Here is a 20180-nt window from a genome sequence, read left to right as displayed (position 1 = left end):
GGCGGTGCGTCGGTGCGTCAGGCCGCGGGCGGGGTGGGGTGCGCTGGGCGGGTGTGGGGTATCGGCAACTGCGTGCGCAGAAAATAAGTGACTTACGGGCAGTCGCGCCACCGATGCTGGGGCGGTGTGTCGGAGTTTGTGCGATTGGATCATTGCGGCGCCGACGTGGTGGTATTTCGTTGTGCGCGGTTGAGTGTAGTCGACCCAGAACGGCCCTTCAGATTTATCCAAAGCGGCCAATCGTTGTGACCTGCGGCGGGATTTTATAGCCTCGCTCGATGAGTATCTTGGCCTCGGCGCGACTGCGGAATCATTCCCGATTAAATCGCTTCTCCCGCAGCGTGCCGTTGGAACCTTCAACGGAGTCGTTCTGCCAAGGGCGGCAAGAACGGACACAGCGTGTACGATCTGGTCTTCAAGAAAACCATCCAAGGAGAGAGGAATGAATCCGGAACAGGCCCGAGCCGAAGAAACCCAGGCGATGGAGCGCATGGTGGCCGCCACGCTGCGCGTGCAGAGTACGTTCGCCTCGATGCAGAAGCAATTTCCGCCGCAAGGCAGCGGTGAGCCTTCGCCGTTCGCACTGCAAACCTTTGATGCCGCCCTGCAGGAACTTGAAGACGCACAGGCCGCGTTCGATGCGCTGCTGAACGATCTGATCGACGGTAACCGCTAAAGGCTACGCCCTTATCCGCACCGATTGCCGACGATCTAAAAAGCTGTGTCGAACGCCCCTTCCTGGCCGACAATCGCCCGCTCGTCGGACCGCTACACACCAAAGAGCGCCAGCCCTGCCAGCACGACGCCGATCGCCGCAGCACCCATCGACAGGTGTTGCATCCATTTCCGCCGCGTGAGAATCGTGATCGCAGCAAGCGCGATCGAGATCTGGATGATGGTAGTGGCCTGCGCCCAGCGATGATGTCGGTGTAGCCGCTCCTCGCTTGCAGCATTGCTCTTCACGACTTCTTGCTCGAGCGCTTCGGCGCGCTTGCGGATCGGCTCCTTCTCTTCGCGATACCGCGCCGCGTCTGCTTCGAAACGCTTTCTTTGCGGCGACGCCTCCTGGCTCAAGGCCGCACCGAGCTCGGCTAGATTCTGCTTCTCGCCCTTTGCCTGGTAATAGCCCCACAGGTTAGCTGCCTCGGTTTTTTGAATCGCGGCCTCGTTCTTGTGCAGCAACGCGAAATTCTCTTCCGCACCGCTCTGGTACGCGGAAATCGCGCCGACGCAGGCGAGGACAGCAGTCATCACGGCGATGCGCGCCGCTCCGTGGTTTTCTTCATGCGCCGCAGGGTGCTCTACTGCATGATCGTGTGGGCCGTGAACTTCGAAATCTTCTGGCATGACAAGAACGTCCGCATGGGTTGAAGGGCTTGTACGCGTTGCCCACGCACGTGAGGAGCGTGCAGCAAAAGTGGTGGCACTATCGCTGGGTCGCAGCCCAGTTTGGGCAGTCCGTTCGTGCGAAAGTATGAACGAACGGACAATGGTCTGCGGAGCCTCACGCTGTTTGAACGCCGACTCCCTTCAAAAGGGCGACGGTTCGACATTGTGCATGAATTGACACTTCTGCAGTGAGTCGACAGCAGTCGACCCCAAGCGGTCGATCTGCGGTCCCGACAGCGGACGTTCGCGGGTCTTCGCTGGCGACTGCGAAGTGGTGTATAACACCGAATAAAATCGACTGCCACCATTCCGACACGACGCGCTGCATGGCTAAATCATATCGATTCATCGCCGACCCGGCTGACAGTGCAGCGGTTCTGACATGGTTCCGTGAATTGAAGGAGCCACCGCGCGAAGTGGCCACCGCACACCATGTTGTCCTGTACTTTGCACATCTTGGCGCGCTGCACTATGCCGAAGACGGTTCAGTCGATGCCGAGAAATCACCAATCGTTACAGTCACCCCTCCTCACACCACCCGCAAGTTGCTATGGACAGTCGGCGAGGTCCATTTCCGCACTGGCACGCTCAGCCGACTCTATCCCGCGCTATATCGCGTCTCTCAAGCTTTTGCTACATGGCTTAACAGCTTTCCGTGCGTCTATTCATTATCCGATCGAGACAATAGGTATAGCTACTACTTCGAGGGATCAGTTAGGAACGAGATTTCCCCCATATTTGCCTTTCAGTCGGGATTGGATGCACTCAGTAACGAGCGCTACTTTGTTGGAGACCGTGATAACGACGCCGTACTGGACCGGGTGTGCAAAGCACTTTGCCTGCGAGGTTTAAATTTCGACGCCGATGGTACCGAAAAGTATATGTAACACGATAAAGCCGAGACAAGCTTCGCCCACCCCGTTGCACTATCTGTCGACGATCCACAAAGCCGTTTCGAATGACCCGTCATGGCCGGCAGCCGCAGTCGGCGTTGCGAGCCAAGCCGGTTACATCGACTGGGTCGAAAGTCGGAAAAGCATGGTGTCAGTTGTACGCCTTACGCGAACATGCGACCTGTGAGGTGTGACTCCGGACGTCGACATCGCGAGGTGTTGTTGGCAATGTGTTGGGCAGTCGCAGCAACTTAGGCACGCGGAATCGCAAAACCGTGGCGCCAGTCTCGGTACTCTGGCTTCCTCCGGCGGGGCAGGCGCCTGCCGCTGCCCGGATTCCCTTTCATTCCTTCCGGTCGTGTCGCACGCCGCGGTGCATGGCCGGCGCGTGCTCCTGACATCGCGCCGACCCGCCGATGTCGTGATCAGTCATCCTACGACAATTGAAACCGAAGCGAAAGCTTGGTTTCGGGTGCCGGCGGAAACGATCAGCTCACCACCCAGCACGAACAAACACCCATTCCCGGAAAACGTTTCGCGCAAACTCGCCTAAACAGAGAAAGCGATTCCCTGAAACGTGCCCGAAACCCGTCATGGGGAGGGCTCTACGGGTATGCACCAAGTGAGTTAAACGATTAACCGACGTACATTCGCGTCAACATGTCATACGACGTATGACTCAGCGGTCAGCGAGCACGGCGCCGAAGAATGAGCATGCCGGCGGATCGCCGCGCAACAACGAGCACAACCATCAAGGAGACTGACGATGAAGCACCGATTCAACCGCTCCCGTATCGCCCTGGCCGTCGCGCTGATGGCCGGCTTCGCGATGTCCGCGCAGGCGCGCGTGTTCCGCTCGGCGGACGTGCACGGCGACAACTTCCCGACCAACATGGCCGTGAAGTTCATGGGCGACGAACTGTCGAAGCAGACGGGCGGCAAGGATTCGATCAAGGTGTTCGGCAACAGCGCGCTCGGCTCGGAGAAGGACACGGTCGACCAGGTGCGGATCGGCGCGATCGACATGGCGCGCGTGAACGGCGCGTCGTTCAACGAGATCGTGCCGGAATCGCTGATCCCGTCGTTCCCGTTCCTGTTCCGCGATGTCGATCATTTCCGCAAGGCGATGTACGGCCCGGCCGGCCAGAAGATCCTCGACGCGTTCACCGCGAAAGGGATGATCGCGCTGACGTTCTACGAGAGCGGCGCGCGCTCGATCTACGCGAAGCGCCCGGTGCGCTCGCCGGCCGACATGAAGGGGCTGAAGGTGCGCGTGCAACCGTCGGACCTGATGGTCGACGAGATCAAGGCGATGGGCGGCACGCCGACGCCGATGCCGTTTGCCGAGGTGTACACCGGTCTGAAGACGGGCCTCGTCGACGCAGCTGAAAACAACATGCCGTCGTACGAGGAAACCAAGCACTACGAAGTGGCGCCCGACTACTCGGAGACGCAGCACGCGATGACGCCGGAAGTGCTGGTGTTCTCGAAGAAGGTGTGGGACACGCTGTCGCCGCAGGAGCAGGCCGCGATCAGGAAGGCGGCGGCCGATTCGGTGCCGTACTACCAGAAGCTGTGGACCGCGCGTGAAGCGTCCGCGCAGCAGACGGTGACGAAGGGCGGCGCGAAGGTGCTGCCAGCCGCGCAGATCGACCGCGCGGCGTTCGTGAAGGCGATGCAGCCGCTGTGGACGAAGTACGAGAAGACGCCGCAGATGAAGCAGATCGTCGACGAGATCGAGGCTACCAAGTGACACGTCACACTTCCCTGAACGGCGCGTCGGCGGCGGGTTCGCCCGGCGACGCGCCGGACGGCACCGCGCCGGCGCGGCCGCATGCCGCGTCGCTGTTGCGCTGCGTGAACGACGTGCTGTTCCGCGTGCTGGCCGTGATTGCGTCGGCGTGCCTCGCGGTGCTGACGGTGCTGGTGTTCTACGCGGTCGTGATGCGCTACGTGTTCGAGAACGCGCCGGATTTCGTGGAGCCGATCGCGCTGCTGCTCGTGATCGTGATCGCGATGTTCGGTGCGGCGATGAAGGTGCGCGACGGCGGCCATATCGGCCTCGATTCGCTCGTGCGCCGGCTGCCGCCGAAGTCGCGCACGGTCGTGATCGCGATCCAGCACCTGAGCCTGATCGCGTTCGCGATCATGATCATGATCGGCTGCGGCAGCATGGCCGCCGAGACGATGGGCGACCGCATCCCGATCATCGGGCTGTCCGAGGGCGTGCGCTACCTGATCGCGATGCCTGCGGCGATCGCCATCATCCTCTTCTCACTCGAGCACCTGCTCGCGCTTCGTCGTTCTTCGCCGGGACAATAACGCCATGGAACTCGCGATCCTGTCCGTCAGTTTTCTGATTTTCCTCGTGCTGGGCGTGCCCGTGTCGTTCGCGCTCGGGATAGCCTGCGTGCTGACCTATATGGTCGAAGGTTTGCCGATCGCGACCGCGATGCAGGCGATGATCTCGGGAATGAACGCGTTCTCGTTTCTCGCGGTGCCGTTCTTCATCTTCTCCGGCGAACTGATGCTGCATGGTGGCATCGCGGACCGGATCCTGCGCTTCGCGCAGGCGACGGTCGGCCACTTCCGCGGCGGCCTCGGGATGGCGAACGTCGTCGCCTGCACGCTGTTCGGCGGCGTGTCGGGCTCGCCGACCGCCGATACGTCGGCGATGGGCGGCGTGGTGATTCCGCTGATGAAGCGCGAAGGCTACAGCGCCGCGTACGCGGTCAACGTGACGACGCATGCGTCGCTCGCCGGCGCGCTGATGCCGACGTCGACCAACATGATCATCTACGCGTTCGCCGCGCAGGGCATCACCGGGATGCTGCACGGCCAGCCGGTGAGCGGCGTGTCGATCGGCGACCTGCTGTTCTCGGGGCTGCTGCCGGTGTTGTGGGTGATGGGCTTCGTGCTGGCCGCCGCGTACTGGCAGGCCGTGCGTCACGGCTATCCGCGCCGTGAAGACGGTTCGTCCGCGCTGCCCGCGTTTCCCGGCTGGTATGCGGTGTTGCGCAGCTTCGTCGGCGCGGTGCCCGGGCTGATGGTGATCGCGATCATCCTCGTGTGCGTCGCGAAGGGGATTGCCACCGCGACCGAAGCCGCCGCGATCGCCGTCGTGTACTCGCTCGTGTTGACCGCGGTGGTGTACCGCACGCTGACGGCCGAGAAGCTGCGCCGCGCGCTGTCGCATGCGGCGCGCACGACGGGCGTCGTGCTGCTGCTGATCGCGGTGTCGAACATGCTGCGCTTCCAGATGTCGTACCTGGAGATCCCGGATGCGATCGAAGGGCTGCTGAAGCAGTCGACCGCCGCGCCGTGGCTGATGCTGCTGTACATCAACATCATCCAGGTGTTCCTCGGCACGTTCGTCGACATGGCCGCGCACATCCTGATCACGACGCCGCTGTTCCTGCCGATCGCGATGGCGTGCGGCGTCGGGCCGGTGCAGTTCGGGATCATGCTGCTGCTGAACTGCTCGCTCGGCCTCGTGCATCCGCCGATCGGCTCGGTGCAGTTCGTCGGCTGCGCGATCGGCAACGTGTCGATCGGCGAGACCACGAAGATGGCGTGGCCGTATTACCTCGCGATCTTCAGTGCGATCAACATCGTCACGTACCTGCCGTTCTTCTCGACGTGGCTGCCGAGCGTCATCAGCGGGCACGCGGTGTTCTGATTCTCCGATCGCGTGCTTCGCCCGATGCGGCGCCGGACGATCTGGGTTGTCCGGCGCCGCAGTCGTTTCCGCGGTGGCCTTTCAAGGCAGCGGAGCGCACATGAACGCTCAATCCTGCCCCGCATCTGGCTCGCCGTTGCCGCCCGCCGACCGGTCGCCACGCCAATCCTCGAGCTCGCGCCACAGCGCCGGGCGCGCATGATCGCGCGGCGGCAGCTTGATGACGTACGCCACGCCTCGCACGTTGACCACGACCCCCGAGTCGGGCAGCGTGGCCGGGATGCCGGAGAACGGCGGGTCGGCATCCGGTTCGGAAACGGAATCCGGGCCGGGTGGATGTCGAAGGATCATGCGAATTCTCCGTGGCGCCGCGCAACGGCGCATCAATAGCGGACACGCCCGACAAGACCCAGCGGGTCGACGGCGTGCTGGATGGCGGCGGCGACCTGCCGTTGCGCGGCCGGCACATGCTTGCGGTAATACGCGACGTTGACCGGCCCGACGCCATGCTCGGCGCTGAAGCAGCCACCGGCCCGCACGACACGGTCGTACAGCGCGCCGCGCAGCGCCACCTGCTGCAGCGGCCCGTAGCGGCCAGCACTGGCGTGCGGGATCGACACGACGAGATGGCAGCCGCCGTCGCCGAAATGCCCGAACGCGTGACAGCGCAGCGACGGATGAGCGGCCGCGATCCACTGCTCTGCGTCGCCGACGAACGCGGCCAGCGCGCCGCGCTGAAACGACACGTCGAACGACAGCGGGATGGCGTCCTGCGCCACCGCGGCCGGCAGTGCGTCGCGGATCCGCCAGAACCGTTCGGCCGGCGCGCAGGCCGCATCGAGCACCACGTGTTCGCTCGCCAGCGTGTCGAGCGTCGCGATCGTGCGTTCCTCGAGCAGTGCATCGAGCCCCGGCATGCCGGTTGCGATCTCGACGAGTGCATAGCACGCGGCAGCGTCGGCCTGGAACGGAATGCGCGACGCCGGATACGCGGCCGCGACGCAGCCGACGGCCGCCGCGGACATGAATTCGAATGCCGACAGCATCTCGCCGAACGCACGCTCGAACGCGACCAGGCCGGCGAGCGCCGCGTCGTACGACGCGAACGCGACGAACGCGGCGCACGACGACCGTTCGAGCGGCGCGAGCGCGAACGACACGGCCGTCACGAGCCCGTTGGCGCCGTTCGCGCCGATGAAGCATTGCGTGACGTCGAAGCCCGCGTTGCGTTTGCGCAGCGGCGCGAGCGCGTCGATCACGGTGCCCGCCGCGTCGGCGAGCACGGCTTCGACGCCGAGCACGTTGCGGCGCACGTCGCCGTACTTGATCAGGCGGCTGCCGCCCGCGTTCGCGCCGACGAGGCCGCCGGCCGCCGGATCGCTGCCGAGGTCGATCGGCAGGCAGAGGCCGGCTTCGGCCGCCACGCGGTTGATGTCCGACAGCCGCACGCCGGCCTCGACCGTGATGCTGCGATTCGCGGCGTCGAACGCGCGCACCGCGCGCATCCGGTCGAACGACACCACGCATTGCGTGCCGCTGCGATCGGGTATGGCCGCGCCGACGAGCCCGGTGCGCGCGCCCTGCGCGACCAGCGCGATGCGGTGCGCGACGGCGACTCGGGCGAGTGCGCTCGCGTCGGCGGTCGACGCGGGCCGGGCGATGCCGAGCGCGATGCCGCCGTGCAGTGTCACATCCGTTTCATACGATGAACACGCGTCAGGAGATGCGCCATCGAGCCAGCCGTCGCCGAGCGTCGCGGCGAGTGCGTGCCGCTGCGCGGCGCGGTCGGGCAGCGCGCTCATCGTCAGCCGGCCCGCACGAGCTGCTTGCGCAGGCGGCCACGCACGACGACCAGCGCGATCAGCGGCACGACGCCGCCCCACAGCGGGCTGTGGCGCATCGTGATCGACACCGCGAGCGCGACGACGGTGACGGCGAGCAGCACGATCGACAGCGAACGGGCGCGTGCATGGTCGACGAACGTACCGTCGACGAAACCGCCGTCCGACCACGCGGTGTGCACGATGCCGACGACCAGCACGCAGACGAGCATCGCGGCCGGGCCGAGTTCCTCGCCCCACAGGCGGCTACCTGTCGGCGACACGAGCGCGAGCGCTGCGCCGATCACGAGGAACAGGTCGACGCCGAGCGCGATGCTGTTGCGGTCCGCGCGGCGCAGCAGCCACGCGCCGTGCACGAGCGCGAGCACGCCGCCGATCAGGAACGCGTGGGTCCAGCGCACGTCCGGCTGCTCGGGCCCGAGCCGGCCATAGAACAGGAACACGATCGCCGGCAGGAAGTTGCTCGCGTGCAGCAGGTAGTCGGTTATGGGATTGCTCGATTTCATCGGGGGGTTCTCCTTCGTCGAAACGTCGAAATTCGAAACGGCGGGCGACGCGTCAAGCGTCGTGCCAGCGGAACAGCCGCGCGGCGGCGAACAGGAACAGCGCCGTGCTCGCGGCCATGCCGAGCAGTTGCGGCGCGAGCTGCGCATACGGGGCGCCGTCGACCAGCGCGCCGCGCAGTGCGACCGCGAACTGGTTGGTCGGCAGGAACGCGAGCACGGCCTTCAGCCAGGCCGGCGCGTCGTGCATCGGGATCGTCAGGTCGCTGAAGAACAGCAGCGGGTAGTAGGTGACGTTGCACGCGAGTTCGGCGGCGGCCAGCGACCTGGCGCGGCTCGCGAGCAGCACGCCGATGCTGAGCACCATCGCCGCGCCGAGCAGCACGATCGGCAATGCGCGCAGCCCGTCGGGCGTCGCGATCGGCAGCGCGATGCCGAACGCCACGCGCGCGACGGTCAGCAGCACGAGCGCGGACAGCGCCATCATGATCATCCGCGCGACGATCAGCGCCGCGAGGAACACGCCGCGCGAGACCGGGAAGCACACGTACAGCTTGAACGTATTGCGTTCGCGCAGCGACGCGATCGCGGTCGTCGTCGAGTTGAGGCCGATCGCCATGAACGCCATCACGAGAATGCCGGTCGCGAAGAACGCGCCGTAGTCGAACGGGCGGCGCGCCGGTGCCGCGTTCTCGAAGCGGGCTTGCGCGGCGGGTAGCCCGAGACGCTGCGCGGCGCAGCGCGCGAGCGCGATCTCGACGACGCGCGATGCGGCCTTGACCGCGAGCGAGCCGTTGAAGTCGTAGCGGATCGTCGCAGGCGTGCGCTCGTCGCTGCCGAGCACGACGGTCACGCGATCGGCCGCCGCGCCGCGGCCGTCGAAGGTCGCCTTCACCGTGTCGCTGTGCGTGAGGCTCTCGACGATTTGCGCTTCGCATGCGCGGCTGTACGGTGTCGTGCCGCCGGGTACGGCGAATACGATGTCCGCGGTACCGAGCGAACCGGATCCGCCGAACGCGAACAGCATCACGCTCAGCAGGAACACCGGGAACACGAGCGTCCAGAACAGCGACGAGCGGCTGCGCAGATAGCCGAGCAGCTCGTTGCGCACGAGGATCAGGAACACCTTAGTCATGGGAAGGACCCTCGGTACAGAGGCGCAGCAGGTCGCCCGGCGTGCTCGGCGCGAGCGCGAGATGCTGGATGCCTCGTTCGCCGACGATGCGGTGCACGTTCGGATGCAGCGTCGCATCGCCGAACACCTCGACGACGTGCGCGGCCGATACGCGCACGCCGGTCACGCCGGGCAGCGCTGCAAGCCGCTTGCGCAGCGCACGTGCGTCGGCTTCGTCGCGGCAGTGCAGGACCGCGCGCGCGTCGCCGACGAGTTCGGCGCGCAGCGCGTCCTTGTCGCCCTGGTAGCGCACGCCGCCGTCGCGTACCCACACGAGATCGTCGACGACGGCGAGCTCTTCCTCGGCGTGGCAGATCATCGCGACGCTCGTGCCGCGCGCACGGTGGCGCAGCAGGTCGATCACGACGCCCGCGTAACGACGGTCGAGGCCGGTGAACGGCTCGTCGAGCACGGCCAGTTCCGGCCGGTGCGCCAGCGCCACGTAGAGGTCGATGCGCTGGCGCTGCCCCTTCGACAACGCGCGGCACGGCTTGTCGAGCAGTTCGGCGATGCCGAGCGCATCCGTGACCGCGGCATCCGCGTGCACGTACATCGCGCGGTGCAGTGCAACGATCTCCGACACGCGAAGATGGTCGGGATACTCGACCTTCTGCAATTGCGCGCCGATGCGCCGCAGCGACGGCGTATCGCGCATGAAGCGCGCGGCCGGCACGTCGAGCACGCGCACGTCGGTGCCGCCGCGCCGGAAGCCGAGCAGCGTTTCGAGCAGCGTGGTCTTGCCGGAGCCGTTCGGCCCGACGATCGCGGTGACGGCGCCGAGCCGGAACCGCACGTGCCGCGCGGAAAAACGGAAATCGCCGGCCGCGACGTCGATCGCGCGCGCGCCGAGCGCCGCGCCCGGCGCGTGGGCGTCGGGCAGCGGCTGGGCGGCCGTGCGCAGCGGCCGGTCGAACGCGGTGTGCGGGCCGAACAGCGCGCGCACGGAGGCGAGGAACGAATCGCTCATCGTCGGCTTCCTGTCAGTCGAACAGCATGACCTGCGTGTCGCGCGCGCCCCGATACGGGTTGCGGCCGTGCGCGACCAGCATGTTGTCGACGACGAGCACGTCGCCGGCCTGCCACGGGAAGGCGAGCTCCTCGTCGTCGAGCGCGTCGTAGATCGCGACGAGATCGTCGAACGGCATCGGCGACCCGTCGCCATAGCGGATCTCGTACGGGAACGCGGCGCGCCCGCCGTACATGCGCTGCAGGTAGCGGTAGCTGAGCTCGCCCATCGAGCGCGGGTTCGGGTGCTGCGCGCTCGCCTGGTTGAACCACACGGTTTCGCCGGTGCGCGGATGCGCGCGCAGCGCGCTGCCGACGTGCGACACGGTCACGCTGCCGTCGTCGAGCCAGCGGCAGCCGACACCGCGTTCCGCGCACAGCCGCTCGACTTCGTCGCGCTCGCGCGTGCCGAATGCGTCATCCCACGGCCGGTGGTATTCGGCGAACGGCATGCCCGGATTGGCGGCGAGGCCGTCCGCGCGCTCGCCGGGCGCCGCGAAATTGCGCAGGTACATCACGCCGCGTTCGGCGAACCGTTCGCGCAGCGCGGCCGGCACGCGCGCCGTCACGCGCCGCATGTCGCAGATCGGCGTTTCGCCGCCCGCATCGGCCGGCTGCCGGCAATAGAACGCGACGAGGCGCGGGAACGCTGGCATGTAGGCCATCTCCTGGTGCAGCCCGATCTTGAACGGCGGCGGCATGCGGGTCGATTCGTACACCTGGCCGTCGATCTGCTTGCGCGGCGCGGCGCCGGCCGTGTAGCCGTTCGCGTACGCCGGATACAGCGCGCCGAGCTGGCCGAACGCGGCGGTGTCGGGCACCGCGAAGCCGCGCCACAGCAGCGCGCCGCACGCGTCGAGCAGCGTGTCGATCGTATCGAGCCGCGAGCGGTACCACGCGACGAACATCTCCGGCGAGGTCGCGAGTTCGGCGCTGCGCGGCGTCACGCACAGCGGCAGCGTCGCGCCGGGCGCGACCGCCGAGCAGTACACGTCGTCGGCGCCGAGCCGTGCGGCGGCGTGCGCGGCGAGGAAGGCGAGGTCGGTCATCACTCAGGCCAGCGCCGGTTTCTTCAGCAGGATCTCGAAGCCGAGCGCACCGAGCCCGGCGCTCGGGCTGTAGATCGACGCGACTGCCGCGAGACCGGCATCGGCGACGAGCGCGTGCGCTTCGTCGAGCGTGATCTTTTCCTCGACGTGGGTCGGCGGATAGTCGGCGGCGGCGCGCATCTCGGTGAAGCGGTCGAGCAGGTGCTGCGGCGCGTCGCGGCGCATGTCGTGCACGAGCGCGATGCCGCCCGGTTCCAGCACACGGTACATCTCGGTGAGGCTGAGCGCCTTGTCCGGCAGGTGGTGCAGCGTCGCGCGGCCGACGGCCATCGTCAGCGTGCCGTCATCGAACGGCAGCGCGAGCGCGTCGCCGACGCGCATCTCGATCGTGTCGTCGAGGTCGAGTTCATGGATGCGCGGGCGGCCTTCGTCGAGCATCGCCGGATCGAGGTCGATCCCGACGTAGCGCCAGCCGCGCATCGCCGGGTCGGTCGCGAGCCGCACCGGCACGACGCCGGTGGCCGTGCCGATGTCGGCGATCACGCCGGGCGTCATCCCGCGCGCGAGCTGGCGGATGCGGCTGATGAACAGCAGGTCCCACGGTTCGAGCGTTTCGGTGGCGAAGCGATCGTAGTCGTTCGCCGGGCGCAGGTTCTTGAGCAGCATGACGGTCCTTTTGCGGAGTGCGGAGGGATGATGGTTCACAGCCAGCCGACCGGCACGGCGGCGAGCAGCCGTCGCGCGGTCGCGCTGTTGACGCCGAAAGCAGGGCGGCGGCGCCGCTCGACCGCATGCGCGGCCATCGCCGCGATGCGCGCGCCGAGCCCGACGCCGACGCCCCACGACGGCGCGTCGACACCGAGTTCGAGCAGCGTCGCGGCCGTCAGGAAATCGATGTTCGGGCGCAACGCGCGGCGGGCGTCGGCCTGCGCGCAGCACGCGTCGAACAGCGTCATGTACGCGCCGTCGAAGCCTTGCGTCGCGAACCGCGCGCGCATGTGCGGCGGACGCGGGTCGGCGACGAACAGCGGATGGCCGAAGCCGTACAGCGTGCGTTTCGCATCGAGCGTGGCATCGATTGCCGCGCGCCCGGTTGCGTCGAGCGCGGCAGGCGGTGCGCCGGTGCCGCCCGGGACCGACTGCGCGAGCGCGGCGAGCCAGTGCATCGCTTCGAGCGCCGCGCCGACGTGCGACGGCCCGCTCGCGAGGAAACCGGACGCGATGGCCTGCGTGAGCGTGACGCCGGTGCCGATCGCGACACGCGGCGCGAGCACGGTCGGCGTGATGTAGCCGAAGCCGGCGTGCCACGCGACGAGCAGCATGTCCATTGCGGCTTGCGCCGGGGCGTCGTTGCGCGTCGCGCCGGTCAGCACGAGCATGCGTTGCGCGTGGCTCGACGTGCCGGCGAGCGATGCGCCGATCGAGTCGTCGCGTGCGGCGAACGGGCGGCCTTCGATTGCCGCGTGCAGCAGGAACGGCGCGGCCGCCGCGCATAGCAGCATCGTGTCGAGATCCGCGTCGTCCGGTGCTTCGCCGTGCACACGGGCCGCCACGTCGTCGAAGCCGCGCAGCAGGCCGGACGCCGCGGCAAACACCGGCGCGACACCCGCCGCGCCGAGATCCGCGGCGACGGACTGCGCGGCGGAGCCGGGCGCGAGTGCATCGGCGAACGCGGCGAGCCGCGCGCCGATTGCCGCCTCGTATGCGCGATGCTCGGCGCTGCCGGGCGCGACGTCGAACCACAGGTGCGCGAGCGCGCCTTCGAACGTCGTCGCGCCGATCAGCGCGTTCAGGTCGAGATCGCGCACGCGCAGCGCTTCGGGTTCGAGCGTCGCGCCGTCGATGTCGGTGCCGCGATGGCGCGTCGCCGGGCGGCCGAGCAGGTTGCGCGGCGCGTCGCTGGCCGAAGTGGGCATGGCGGTCGAAGCGGTCGCGGCGGAATCGAGCGTCGTATCCATGTCATTCCACCTGCGCGAGTTCTTCGCTGCTGACGCTGATCGCCGCATGCGCCATCGCGGCGATCACGGCCGCGTGCTGATCCACTACAGGCAGCACGTTCGCGAAGTAGTAGCGCGCGCTTTTCAGCTTGCCGCGATAGAACGCGAGTTCGGACGGTGTATCGGCGGTGTCCGGTGCGTCGAGCCGGCGCGCGGCGATCGTCGCCGATTCGAGCAGCACCCACGCCGACGTGACGACGCCGAACATCTCGAGAAAGCGCGTGTAGAACTGGCTGCTGCGGTGTGTGTGACCGTCCTGCACGTCGCGCGCGATGTCGTCGAGCGCGGCGGCGATCCGGTCGGCGCCTGCGCGCAGCGCGTCGAACAGCGGGCGCAGCTCCGCATGCGTGCCGGTGTGATGCTGGCGCGCGAGGAACACGTCGAGTTCGTCGCGGTAGTACTGGATCAGCCGCGAATGGCGGCCGAAGCCGAGCTTGTCGCGCACGAGGTCCTGCGCCTGGATGTAGTTCGTGCCTTCCCAGATCGACAGGATCTTCACGTCGCGCGCGTTCTGCTCGACGGGGCTCGCATCGGTATAGCCGAGCCCGCCGTGCACCTGGATCGCGGTTTCGCAGATCCGCCACGCCTGGTCGGAGATGAACGCCTTGCAGATCGGCGTCAGCAGCAGCTGGAGCTTGCGGTGGCGCTCGATCTCGGCCGCGTCGGCATCGGGCGTCGCTTCGAGCATCGCCGCGCGCGTGGCGGTCGCGGCGAGCTTGCCGAGCAGGCCGCGGCAGCCGTCGACGCGGCTCTTCATGTCGACCAGCATGCGCTGCACGTCCGCGTGCTCGACGATCGCGACGCGCGCCGCGTGGGTGTTCGACGCACGCTCGATCGGCCGGCCCTGCAGCCGGCGGCCCGCATACTCGACCGCATGCAGGTACGCGCTCGACGCGACGCCGACACCGAACATCCCGGTACTCATCCGCGCCTGGTTCATCAGCGGCATCAATTGCAGCAGGCCGACGTTGCGCCGTCCGCCGAGCAGCCAGCCCCTGGTCGTGCCGTTCGCGCCGAACACCAGGTGCGTGTTCGCACAGCCCTTGAGCCCCATCTTGCGCGGCAGGCCGATGCAGTCGACATGGTTCGATTGCAGCTCGCCCGTTTCCTCGTCCGGCCAGAAGCGCGGCACGACGAGGCACGACAGCGAGAACGAGTCCGGCGACGCGGTGTCGATGCGGCCGAGCACGAAATACAGCGTGTTCTCGGTCAGTTCGTGCATGCCGGCCGAGATGTAGACCTTCTCGCCGTCGATTGCATAGATGTCGCGTTCGAGCGGCGTCGCGCGCAGCGCCACCGCGGTGAGGTCGGTGCCGGCCTGCGGTTCGGTCGCGCAGAAGCACGCATCCCAGCGGTACGCCTCGAGCGGGGTGATCAGCGCCTTCTGGTGCGGCGTGCCGTGCATCTGCAGCAGCTTGATCGCGGGGCGCGTGAAGCCGCCGTACGTCATGAACGACGGGTTCGCGCCCATGAACATCTCGTAGATCATCTGCGTGACGATCGGCGGCAGCCCGTGCGCGGTGCCGAACAGCGTGTTCGACCATTCGTCGCGAAAGCGCGCCCAAAGTGCATGGAAATGCGACGGAATGCGCACCTGGCCGTCGTCGAGCAGCGTGCAGCCTTCGACGTCCGCCTGCTGGTAGCTGCGGCCAAGGTCGAGCGCGAAATCGCGTGCGCGTTCGAGCAGCGCATCGATCGACGCGCGGTCGTGCGTGCCGTACAGGCCGTGTTCCGCGAGGAACCGCTTGTCGGCTTCGAACAGTTCCCACAGAAAGAAGCGCAGCTCGCGCAGGCTCACCTTGTAGGCGCTCATCACGCGTCTCCTTCGATATCGAGCGCGGCGTCGAGGCCGCCGGCGAGGTCCACGACGGCCGCTGCCGCCGCGCCATGCAGTGCCGCATCCCACACGAGCACCGTGCGGCGTTCGCCTTCGTCGAGCGCGCCCGCGAGCCGGATCAGCGCGGCCGCCGATTCGGCCGACGACAGGTGGCCCGCGGCTTCATGCTGGATGCGGGCGGCGACCGGGATCGACGCCGCGTCGGCCACGCGCGCCGCGAAGCCGGGATCGAAGCCGGGCGGCACGCACCAGTCGATCTGGCCGGCGCGCAGCCCGGCCATGTCGAGCGCGCGGCGGATCGCACGCGCGGCGACCGGCGCGAGCGTGTCGCGCAACGTGCCGGGCGCGTCGGCCCACGGATCGGCGATCGACGGCCCGAATTCGACCGCGACGGACCGCACGCCGCCCCAGTCGGCGGGCTCGGGCGCCGCGCCCGCGCGCGACACGAGCAGCGCAGCGGCCGCGTCGCCGTAGCCGACCAGGTCGCCGAACTGGCGGAAGAACGGGTAGAGCCATTTGTCGCTGAGGATCACGAGTGCCTGGTCGCCTTCGTCGAGCAGCCCGTCGAGCAGCATCAGCGCCGAATACCAGCCGAGCGTGCCGTTCTGGCCGAGCGCGAACGGCGTCACGCGCTGCAGGCCGAGCTCGTACTGCATGCGGCCGACGACCGAATCGCCGATGCCTTCATTGAGCGCGCAACTCGCGACGATCACGTGGGTCGTGCGGGCCAGCTGCCCGGAGCCGAGCTGGTCGCGCAGGTCGAGGGCCGCGTCGGCGGCGAGATCGGCGAGGCTGCGCCCGGGCGGCGCGACCCGCAGCGTGGGCCGGCCGCCCGGCGCGAGGCGCGTGCTTTCGTCAGGGGTCAGTGCGCCCATCCCGCGCGGCCGGGCAAAGCGCGCCTGCGGCAGCAGCAGGTGCCGGTAGCCGGGATGGCGCTCCTGCGCCTGGATCGCGCTGAACACGACCGAGGGCGGTAGCACCACGACGCCGCCCGACAGGGCCAGCGTGCCGGGTTCGGCGATGCGGCGCGCGCCGAGGCAGGTTTCATCGAGCGTCGACAGGGTCATGCGGCGGTCTCCTCGTTCGTGGGCGCGAACGCGTCGCGATACTGGTTTTTCAGCGCGGGGCGGTCGATCTTGCCGTTCGGGTTGCGCGGCAACGCCGGCAGCGGCTCGACGACGAGCGGGCTCATGTAGGTCGGCAATGCGTCGCGGCAGGCGCGCGCGATGTCGGCGCGGCACGCGTCGGCGTCGAGCGTCGACACGACGCAGGCGGCGATCGCCTCGCCGAGCGATGCGTGCGGCACACCGAACACGGCGGCCTCGCGGATGTGGGGCAGCGCGAACAGCACGTCCTCGACTTCGGTCGGGCTGACGCGATAGCCGGACGTCTTGATCATGTCGTCGCCGCGCGCGACGAAATACAGGTAGCCGTCCGCGTCGCGCCGCACGATGTCGCCGGACCACACGGCGACGTCCGGGCGCGGGATCTCGCCGTGCCGGCGCGGCAGCGGGCGAAAACGCTGCGCGGTCAGCTCGGGCCGGTTCCAGTAGCCGAGCGTGACGAACGCGCCGCGATGCACGAGTTCGCCGGGTTCGTCGGCCGCGCATTCGCTGCCGTCCGCACGCAGCACGAGGATTTCGGCGTTCGGAACCGCCTTGCCGATCGACGTCGGGCGCAGCGCCGCTTCGGACGGCGGCAGGTAGGTCGAGCGGAATGCCTCGGTCAGCCCGTACATCAGGTACGGCGCGGCGTTCGTGAACACCGCCTGCAGGCGGTGCAGCAGCGGTGTCGCCAGATGGCCGCCGGTATTCGCGAAGCGGCGGATCCGCATGCGCGCCGTATCGCTCCAGCCGGCGGACGCGAGCTGCATCCACAACGGCGGCACGCCGGTGATCGACGTCACGCCGAACGCGTCGCAATGGCGCGGCACTTCGGCCGGCTGCAGGAAGTCGAGCGGCGCATAGCACGCGCCAGCGGCCAGCGCGGTCGTGAGCTGGCTCAGGCCCGCGTCGAAGCTGAGCGGCAGCACGCCGAGCACGACGTCGTCGTCGGCCAGCCCCTGGTACGCGGCGACGCTGAACGCGCCCGACACGAGGTTGCGGTGCGACACGACCACGCCTTTCGGCTTGCCGGTCGAGCCGGACGTGTAGAGCAGCGCGGCGGGATCGTCGTCCACCGGCCGGCCGGCGGGAAGCGGTGCCGGTGTGTCGGCGCCGGCTGCGTGGATCGTGTCGGCAAGTTCCTCGATCAGCATCGCGCGTTCGCCGACGAGCGCAGCGAGCGCCGGCAGGCGCTTCAATCGCTGCGCGCCGGTCATGAACAGCGCCGCGCCGCTGTCGGCGACGATGTGTTCGATCTGCGCTTCCTTCAACTGCGGATTGACCGGCACGAAGATCGCGCCGAGCGCGTTGGCCGCGAGCATCGCGACCACGGTTTCGATGCGTTTCGGCGCGTAGATGGCCACGCGCTCGCCGGGCTGCACACCGCGCGACGCGAGCGCGGCGGCCGCGCGGCGGACCGCGCGTGCGAGCTGTTCGTAGGTCATCGTGCCGCCGCCGTCGGTATACGCGGGATGCTGCGGCCAGCGCGCGGCGCCGTGTTCGAGCAGGTCGGCGACGCTGATCAGGGCGTTCATGATCGGCTTCTCTCTCAGGTTGGTCTAGGCGGGCCGCACGTACACGTGCGCGGCTTCGTGGGACAGGAAATGCGCCATCGAGTACGTGCGGTGATAGGCGCCGCAGCGCGCGAACACGGCGATGTCGCCGACCTGCGGCGGCGCGCTCGTGTCGTCGCGGCCGATCACGTCCGCGCGGCTGCACGTGCTGCCGACGTAGATCGTCGGCACGCCACGCGCCGGCTGAGCCGGCGTGCGGCGCACGAGTGACGGCGCGGCGAGGCGGCGCATCACCGATTCGGTCTGCGCAAGCAGGAACGCATGCGACAGTCCGCCGTCGCAGACGGCGATCGTGCGGTCCTGCCACGTCTTGACCGCGACGACGCGCGTCGCGAACACGCCCGCATCGGCGAAGATCGCGCGGCCGGATTCATGCGCGAGCGAGTACTGCCCGGCGAGCGGCGCGAGTGCGGTCGCATAGCGTTCGAACGCGGCATCGCCCGGATGATCGTCGGCAAAGCCGCCGCCGAGGCTCAGCGACGCGAGCGGCGCGCCGTTGGCGGGCGCGAGATCGCGGGCGAGTGCCGCGAGCCGTTCGGGCAACACGAGCGTGTCGGGCTGCGCCGCGTCCTGGCGGATGAACGAATGCGGGCCGGAGAACACGTGCAGCCCGGCTACCTGCAAACCGGCGGCGGCGAGCGTGCGCACCGCGTCGTGCGCCTCGTTCGGCGTCATCCCGAAGTGGTCGTGCCACAGCGCGCGTGCATCGTCGCCGGCCAGCGCGCCGGCATTCACGCGCAGCAGCACGGAGCCCGGCGTGCTGCCGCCGGCCGCCGCCTCGCGCGCCAGCGGCACGAAGCGCGCGACCGCGTCCGGGTTGTCGAGCACGAAATGGCAGCGCGACGCGAGCCCGGCGCGCATGAACATCTCGTCCATCGACGGGTTGTTCAGGTAGCGCGGCGTCTTGATCCGGCCGATCACCGCATCGAGTTCGCCGCGGCTCGCGAGTTCGACGCCATCCTCGTACGCGTGCGCGCAGCGGGCGAGCATGTCCTGGTTCGGGTTCGCCTTCAGCGACACGATCAGCCGCGTGCCGAGCCGTGCCTTCAGCGACCGGTATCGCGCGATCGCGACTTCCGGCTCGTACACGTAGCACGGCGTGCGCAGGTCGGCGATCCACGCGTGGTCGCCGGCGGGCGGAAGCGGGCGCTCAGGCGTCATGGCGGCCCACCGGATGGAGCGTGGCGGCCGCGTACGCGCCGCAGTTCGACTGCATCACGCCGAGCACACGCTGGCCGCGCGCGACCGCGTCGAGCCCGACGTCGGCCAGGTTGATCGGAAAATCCGAACAGCACGCGTGGCCGCGCGCATGGATGTTCTCCGCATAGAGCCGCTCGGCCGGCACGCGCATCGCGCGGCACAGCGCGTTCCAGCCGGGCAGGTCGGCGTTGTGCGGCAGCACGAGCTCGTACGCGTCGAGCGCGTGCGGCTCGAGCGCGACCGCAGCGTCGATCGCCTTGCGCGTGTACGGCCACTCCATCATGATCAGGTCGGCCTCGTTCGCCGCGACGGTATCCGAGCCGCGATGCCATTTCGCATGCGTCTCGATCGCGATGCCGCCGAGGCGGTTCTTCGTGCTGTTGCGCGCGATCAGCATCGCGGCCGCGCCGTCGCACTGCACGCCCGTCATCTGCCGCATCCGGTAATCCTCGCCGTACACGCGGTCGGACGACACGACGAGCGCCGCGTCGAGCTGCGGATAGCGGCGCATCAGCGCGCGCACCGTCTCGATGCCGGCCGCGACCGACACGCAGTTCAGCTGCGCGACCGAGCCGAGCCACAACGGCTCGATGCCGAGCTGCGCGGCCAGCTCGTGCGGCAGGCTGCGCGGCGCGGGCGGCACGCTGAACTGCTGCGTATGCACGTGCACGATCGCGCCGATGTCGGACGGATGCACGCGCGCGGTGTCGAGCAGGCGGCCGGCCGCCGCGATCGCGAGATCGGTCTCGCTCGTGTCGAGCGCCATGTGGAAATAGCGGCTGCCCGACTGCGCGATCGCCGCGGCCCGCTGCGCCGGGTAGTCGCGCTCGGCGGCCCAGGCCTCGATGTCGACGGGCAGGCCCGGCAGCTCGTAGGCCACCGCGTCGATGCCGATCCAGAAATCGCGTGACGCTTGGGAGGAGGTCGTCGTCATGG

General features: G+C 68.5%; 19 protein-coding genes. 5 read left to right on the top strand and 14 right to left on the bottom strand.

Translation table 11 applies throughout. The annotated features are described in order from the left end of the window. The first annotated feature begins 442 nt into the window (after positions 1–442). A complete protein-coding gene (locus C5O79_RS01010; protein ID WP_011549124.1) occupies positions 443–676 on the top strand; it encodes a hypothetical protein in 234 nt (77 codons plus the stop codon). A 92-nt stretch (positions 677–768) separates the two neighbouring features. Here the strand turns inward: C5O79_RS01010 and C5O79_RS01005 are convergent, their stop codons facing one another. Then, positions 769–1347, bottom strand: a complete 579-nt coding sequence (locus tag C5O79_RS01005; protein ID WP_046547070.1) for a DUF4337 domain-containing protein — start codon at positions 1345–1347, stop codon at positions 769–771. Between the two features lie 368 nt (positions 1348–1715). Here C5O79_RS01005 and C5O79_RS01000 point away from each other — a divergent pair, with 368 nt between their 5' ends. The 4 genes from C5O79_RS01000 (at position 1716) to C5O79_RS00985 (ending at position 5961) form a co-directional block, all read left to right on the top strand. Beyond that, complete coding sequence (locus C5O79_RS01000) at positions 1716–2276, top strand: hypothetical protein (protein WP_124492944.1); 561 nt, start codon at positions 1716–1718, stop codon at positions 2274–2276. Positions 2277–3048: 772 nt separating this feature from the next. Continuing rightward, positions 3049–4035: a TRAP transporter substrate-binding protein gene (locus C5O79_RS00995; protein WP_046547069.1), complete on the top strand. Its 987-nt coding sequence runs from the start codon at positions 3049–3051 to the stop codon at positions 4033–4035. Then, positions 4032–4604 carry a TRAP transporter small permease gene (locus tag C5O79_RS00990; RefSeq protein WP_047853191.1) on the top strand — a complete coding sequence of 191 codons (573 nt, stop codon included), beginning with the start codon at positions 4032–4034 and terminating at the stop codon, positions 4602–4604. The genes C5O79_RS00995 and C5O79_RS00990 overlap by 4 nt, the downstream gene beginning before the upstream one ends. A 4-nt stretch (positions 4605–4608) precedes the next feature. Further along, positions 4609–5961 (top strand): TRAP transporter large permease, encoded by a 1353-nt coding sequence (locus C5O79_RS00985; protein WP_039347791.1) that lies wholly within the window; start codon positions 4609–4611, stop codon positions 5959–5961. A gap of 108 nt (positions 5962–6069) precedes the next feature. On the opposite strand, the gene C5O79_RS00980 is transcribed toward C5O79_RS00985, so the two are convergent. Genes C5O79_RS00980 through C5O79_RS00920 form a run of 13 tightly spaced genes read right to left on the bottom strand, consistent with a single transcriptional unit; the run spans position 6070 to position 20178 of the window. After that, positions 6070–6312, bottom strand: coding sequence for a hypothetical protein (locus tag C5O79_RS00980; protein WP_047853192.1), 243 nt, complete (start codon positions 6310–6312; stop codon positions 6070–6072). A 32-nt stretch (positions 6313–6344) separates the two neighbouring features. Continuing rightward, on the bottom strand, positions 6345–7763 hold the full coding sequence (locus C5O79_RS00975; protein WP_131931048.1) for an FAD-binding oxidoreductase: 1419 nt from the start codon (positions 7761–7763) through the stop codon (positions 6345–6347). Between the two features lie 2 nt (positions 7764–7765). Next, positions 7766–8308 carry a permease gene (locus C5O79_RS00970; protein ID WP_131931047.1) on the bottom strand — a complete coding sequence of 181 codons (543 nt, stop codon included), beginning with the start codon at positions 8306–8308 and terminating at the stop codon, positions 7766–7768. A gap of 52 nt (positions 8309–8360) precedes the next feature. Further along, complete coding sequence (locus C5O79_RS00965; protein WP_131931046.1) at positions 8361–9440, bottom strand: ABC transporter permease; 1080 nt, start codon at positions 9438–9440, stop codon at positions 8361–8363. Continuing rightward, complete coding sequence (locus C5O79_RS00960) at positions 9433–10446, bottom strand: ABC transporter ATP-binding protein (protein ID WP_047853196.1); 1014 nt, start codon at positions 10444–10446, stop codon at positions 9433–9435. Before C5O79_RS00960 ends, C5O79_RS00965 begins: the two co-directional genes overlap by 8 nt. Before the next feature lie 13 nt (positions 10447–10459). Continuing rightward, a complete protein-coding gene (locus tag C5O79_RS00955) occupies positions 10460–11533 on the bottom strand; it encodes a TauD/TfdA family dioxygenase (protein ID WP_047853197.1) in 1074 nt (357 codons plus the stop codon). Between the two features lie 3 nt (positions 11534–11536). Then, positions 11537–12199: a class I SAM-dependent methyltransferase gene (locus C5O79_RS00950; protein ID WP_122478095.1), complete on the bottom strand. Its 663-nt coding sequence runs from the start codon at positions 12197–12199 to the stop codon at positions 11537–11539. Positions 12200–12234: 35 nt separating this feature from the next. Then, entirely contained in the window at positions 12235–13491 is a 1257-nt protein-coding gene (locus tag C5O79_RS00945; protein ID WP_124474394.1) for a citrate/2-methylcitrate synthase, read from the bottom strand. Between the two features lies 1 nt (position 13492). Further along, positions 13493–15343, bottom strand: coding sequence for an acyl-CoA dehydrogenase (locus tag C5O79_RS00940; protein WP_165935637.1), 1851 nt, complete (start codon positions 15341–15343; stop codon positions 13493–13495). Next, on the bottom strand, positions 15343–16434 hold the full coding sequence (locus C5O79_RS00935) for a hypothetical protein (protein ID WP_124474396.1): 1092 nt from the start codon (positions 16432–16434) through the stop codon (positions 15343–15345). Before C5O79_RS00935 ends, C5O79_RS00940 begins: the two co-directional genes overlap by 1 nt. Further along, positions 16431–18005: an acyl-CoA ligase (AMP-forming), exosortase A system-associated gene (locus C5O79_RS00930; RefSeq protein WP_124474397.1), complete on the bottom strand. Its 1575-nt coding sequence runs from the start codon at positions 18003–18005 to the stop codon at positions 16431–16433. Before C5O79_RS00930 ends, C5O79_RS00935 begins: the two co-directional genes overlap by 4 nt. A 24-nt stretch (positions 18006–18029) precedes the next feature. Next, the gene (locus C5O79_RS00925; RefSeq protein WP_131931045.1) at positions 18030–19205 is read right to left on the bottom strand and encodes a PLP-dependent decarboxylase; all 1176 of its coding nucleotides are present in this window, start codon (positions 19203–19205) and stop codon (positions 18030–18032) included. After that, positions 19195–20178 carry a ketoacyl-ACP synthase III family protein gene (locus C5O79_RS00920; protein ID WP_046547056.1) on the bottom strand — a complete coding sequence of 328 codons (984 nt, stop codon included), beginning with the start codon at positions 20176–20178 and terminating at the stop codon, positions 19195–19197. Before C5O79_RS00920 ends, C5O79_RS00925 begins: the two co-directional genes overlap by 11 nt. Between the last annotated feature and the right edge of the window lie 2 nt (positions 20179–20180).

The sequence above is a fragment of the Burkholderia sp. SRS-25 genome (genome assembly GCF_004343765.1).
Lineage (GTDB): Bacteria > Pseudomonadota > Gammaproteobacteria > Burkholderiales > Burkholderiaceae > Burkholderia > Burkholderia contaminans.
The sequence above is the reverse complement of the archived record's forward strand: the minus strand, read 5'-3'. Positions and strand labels throughout refer to the sequence as shown.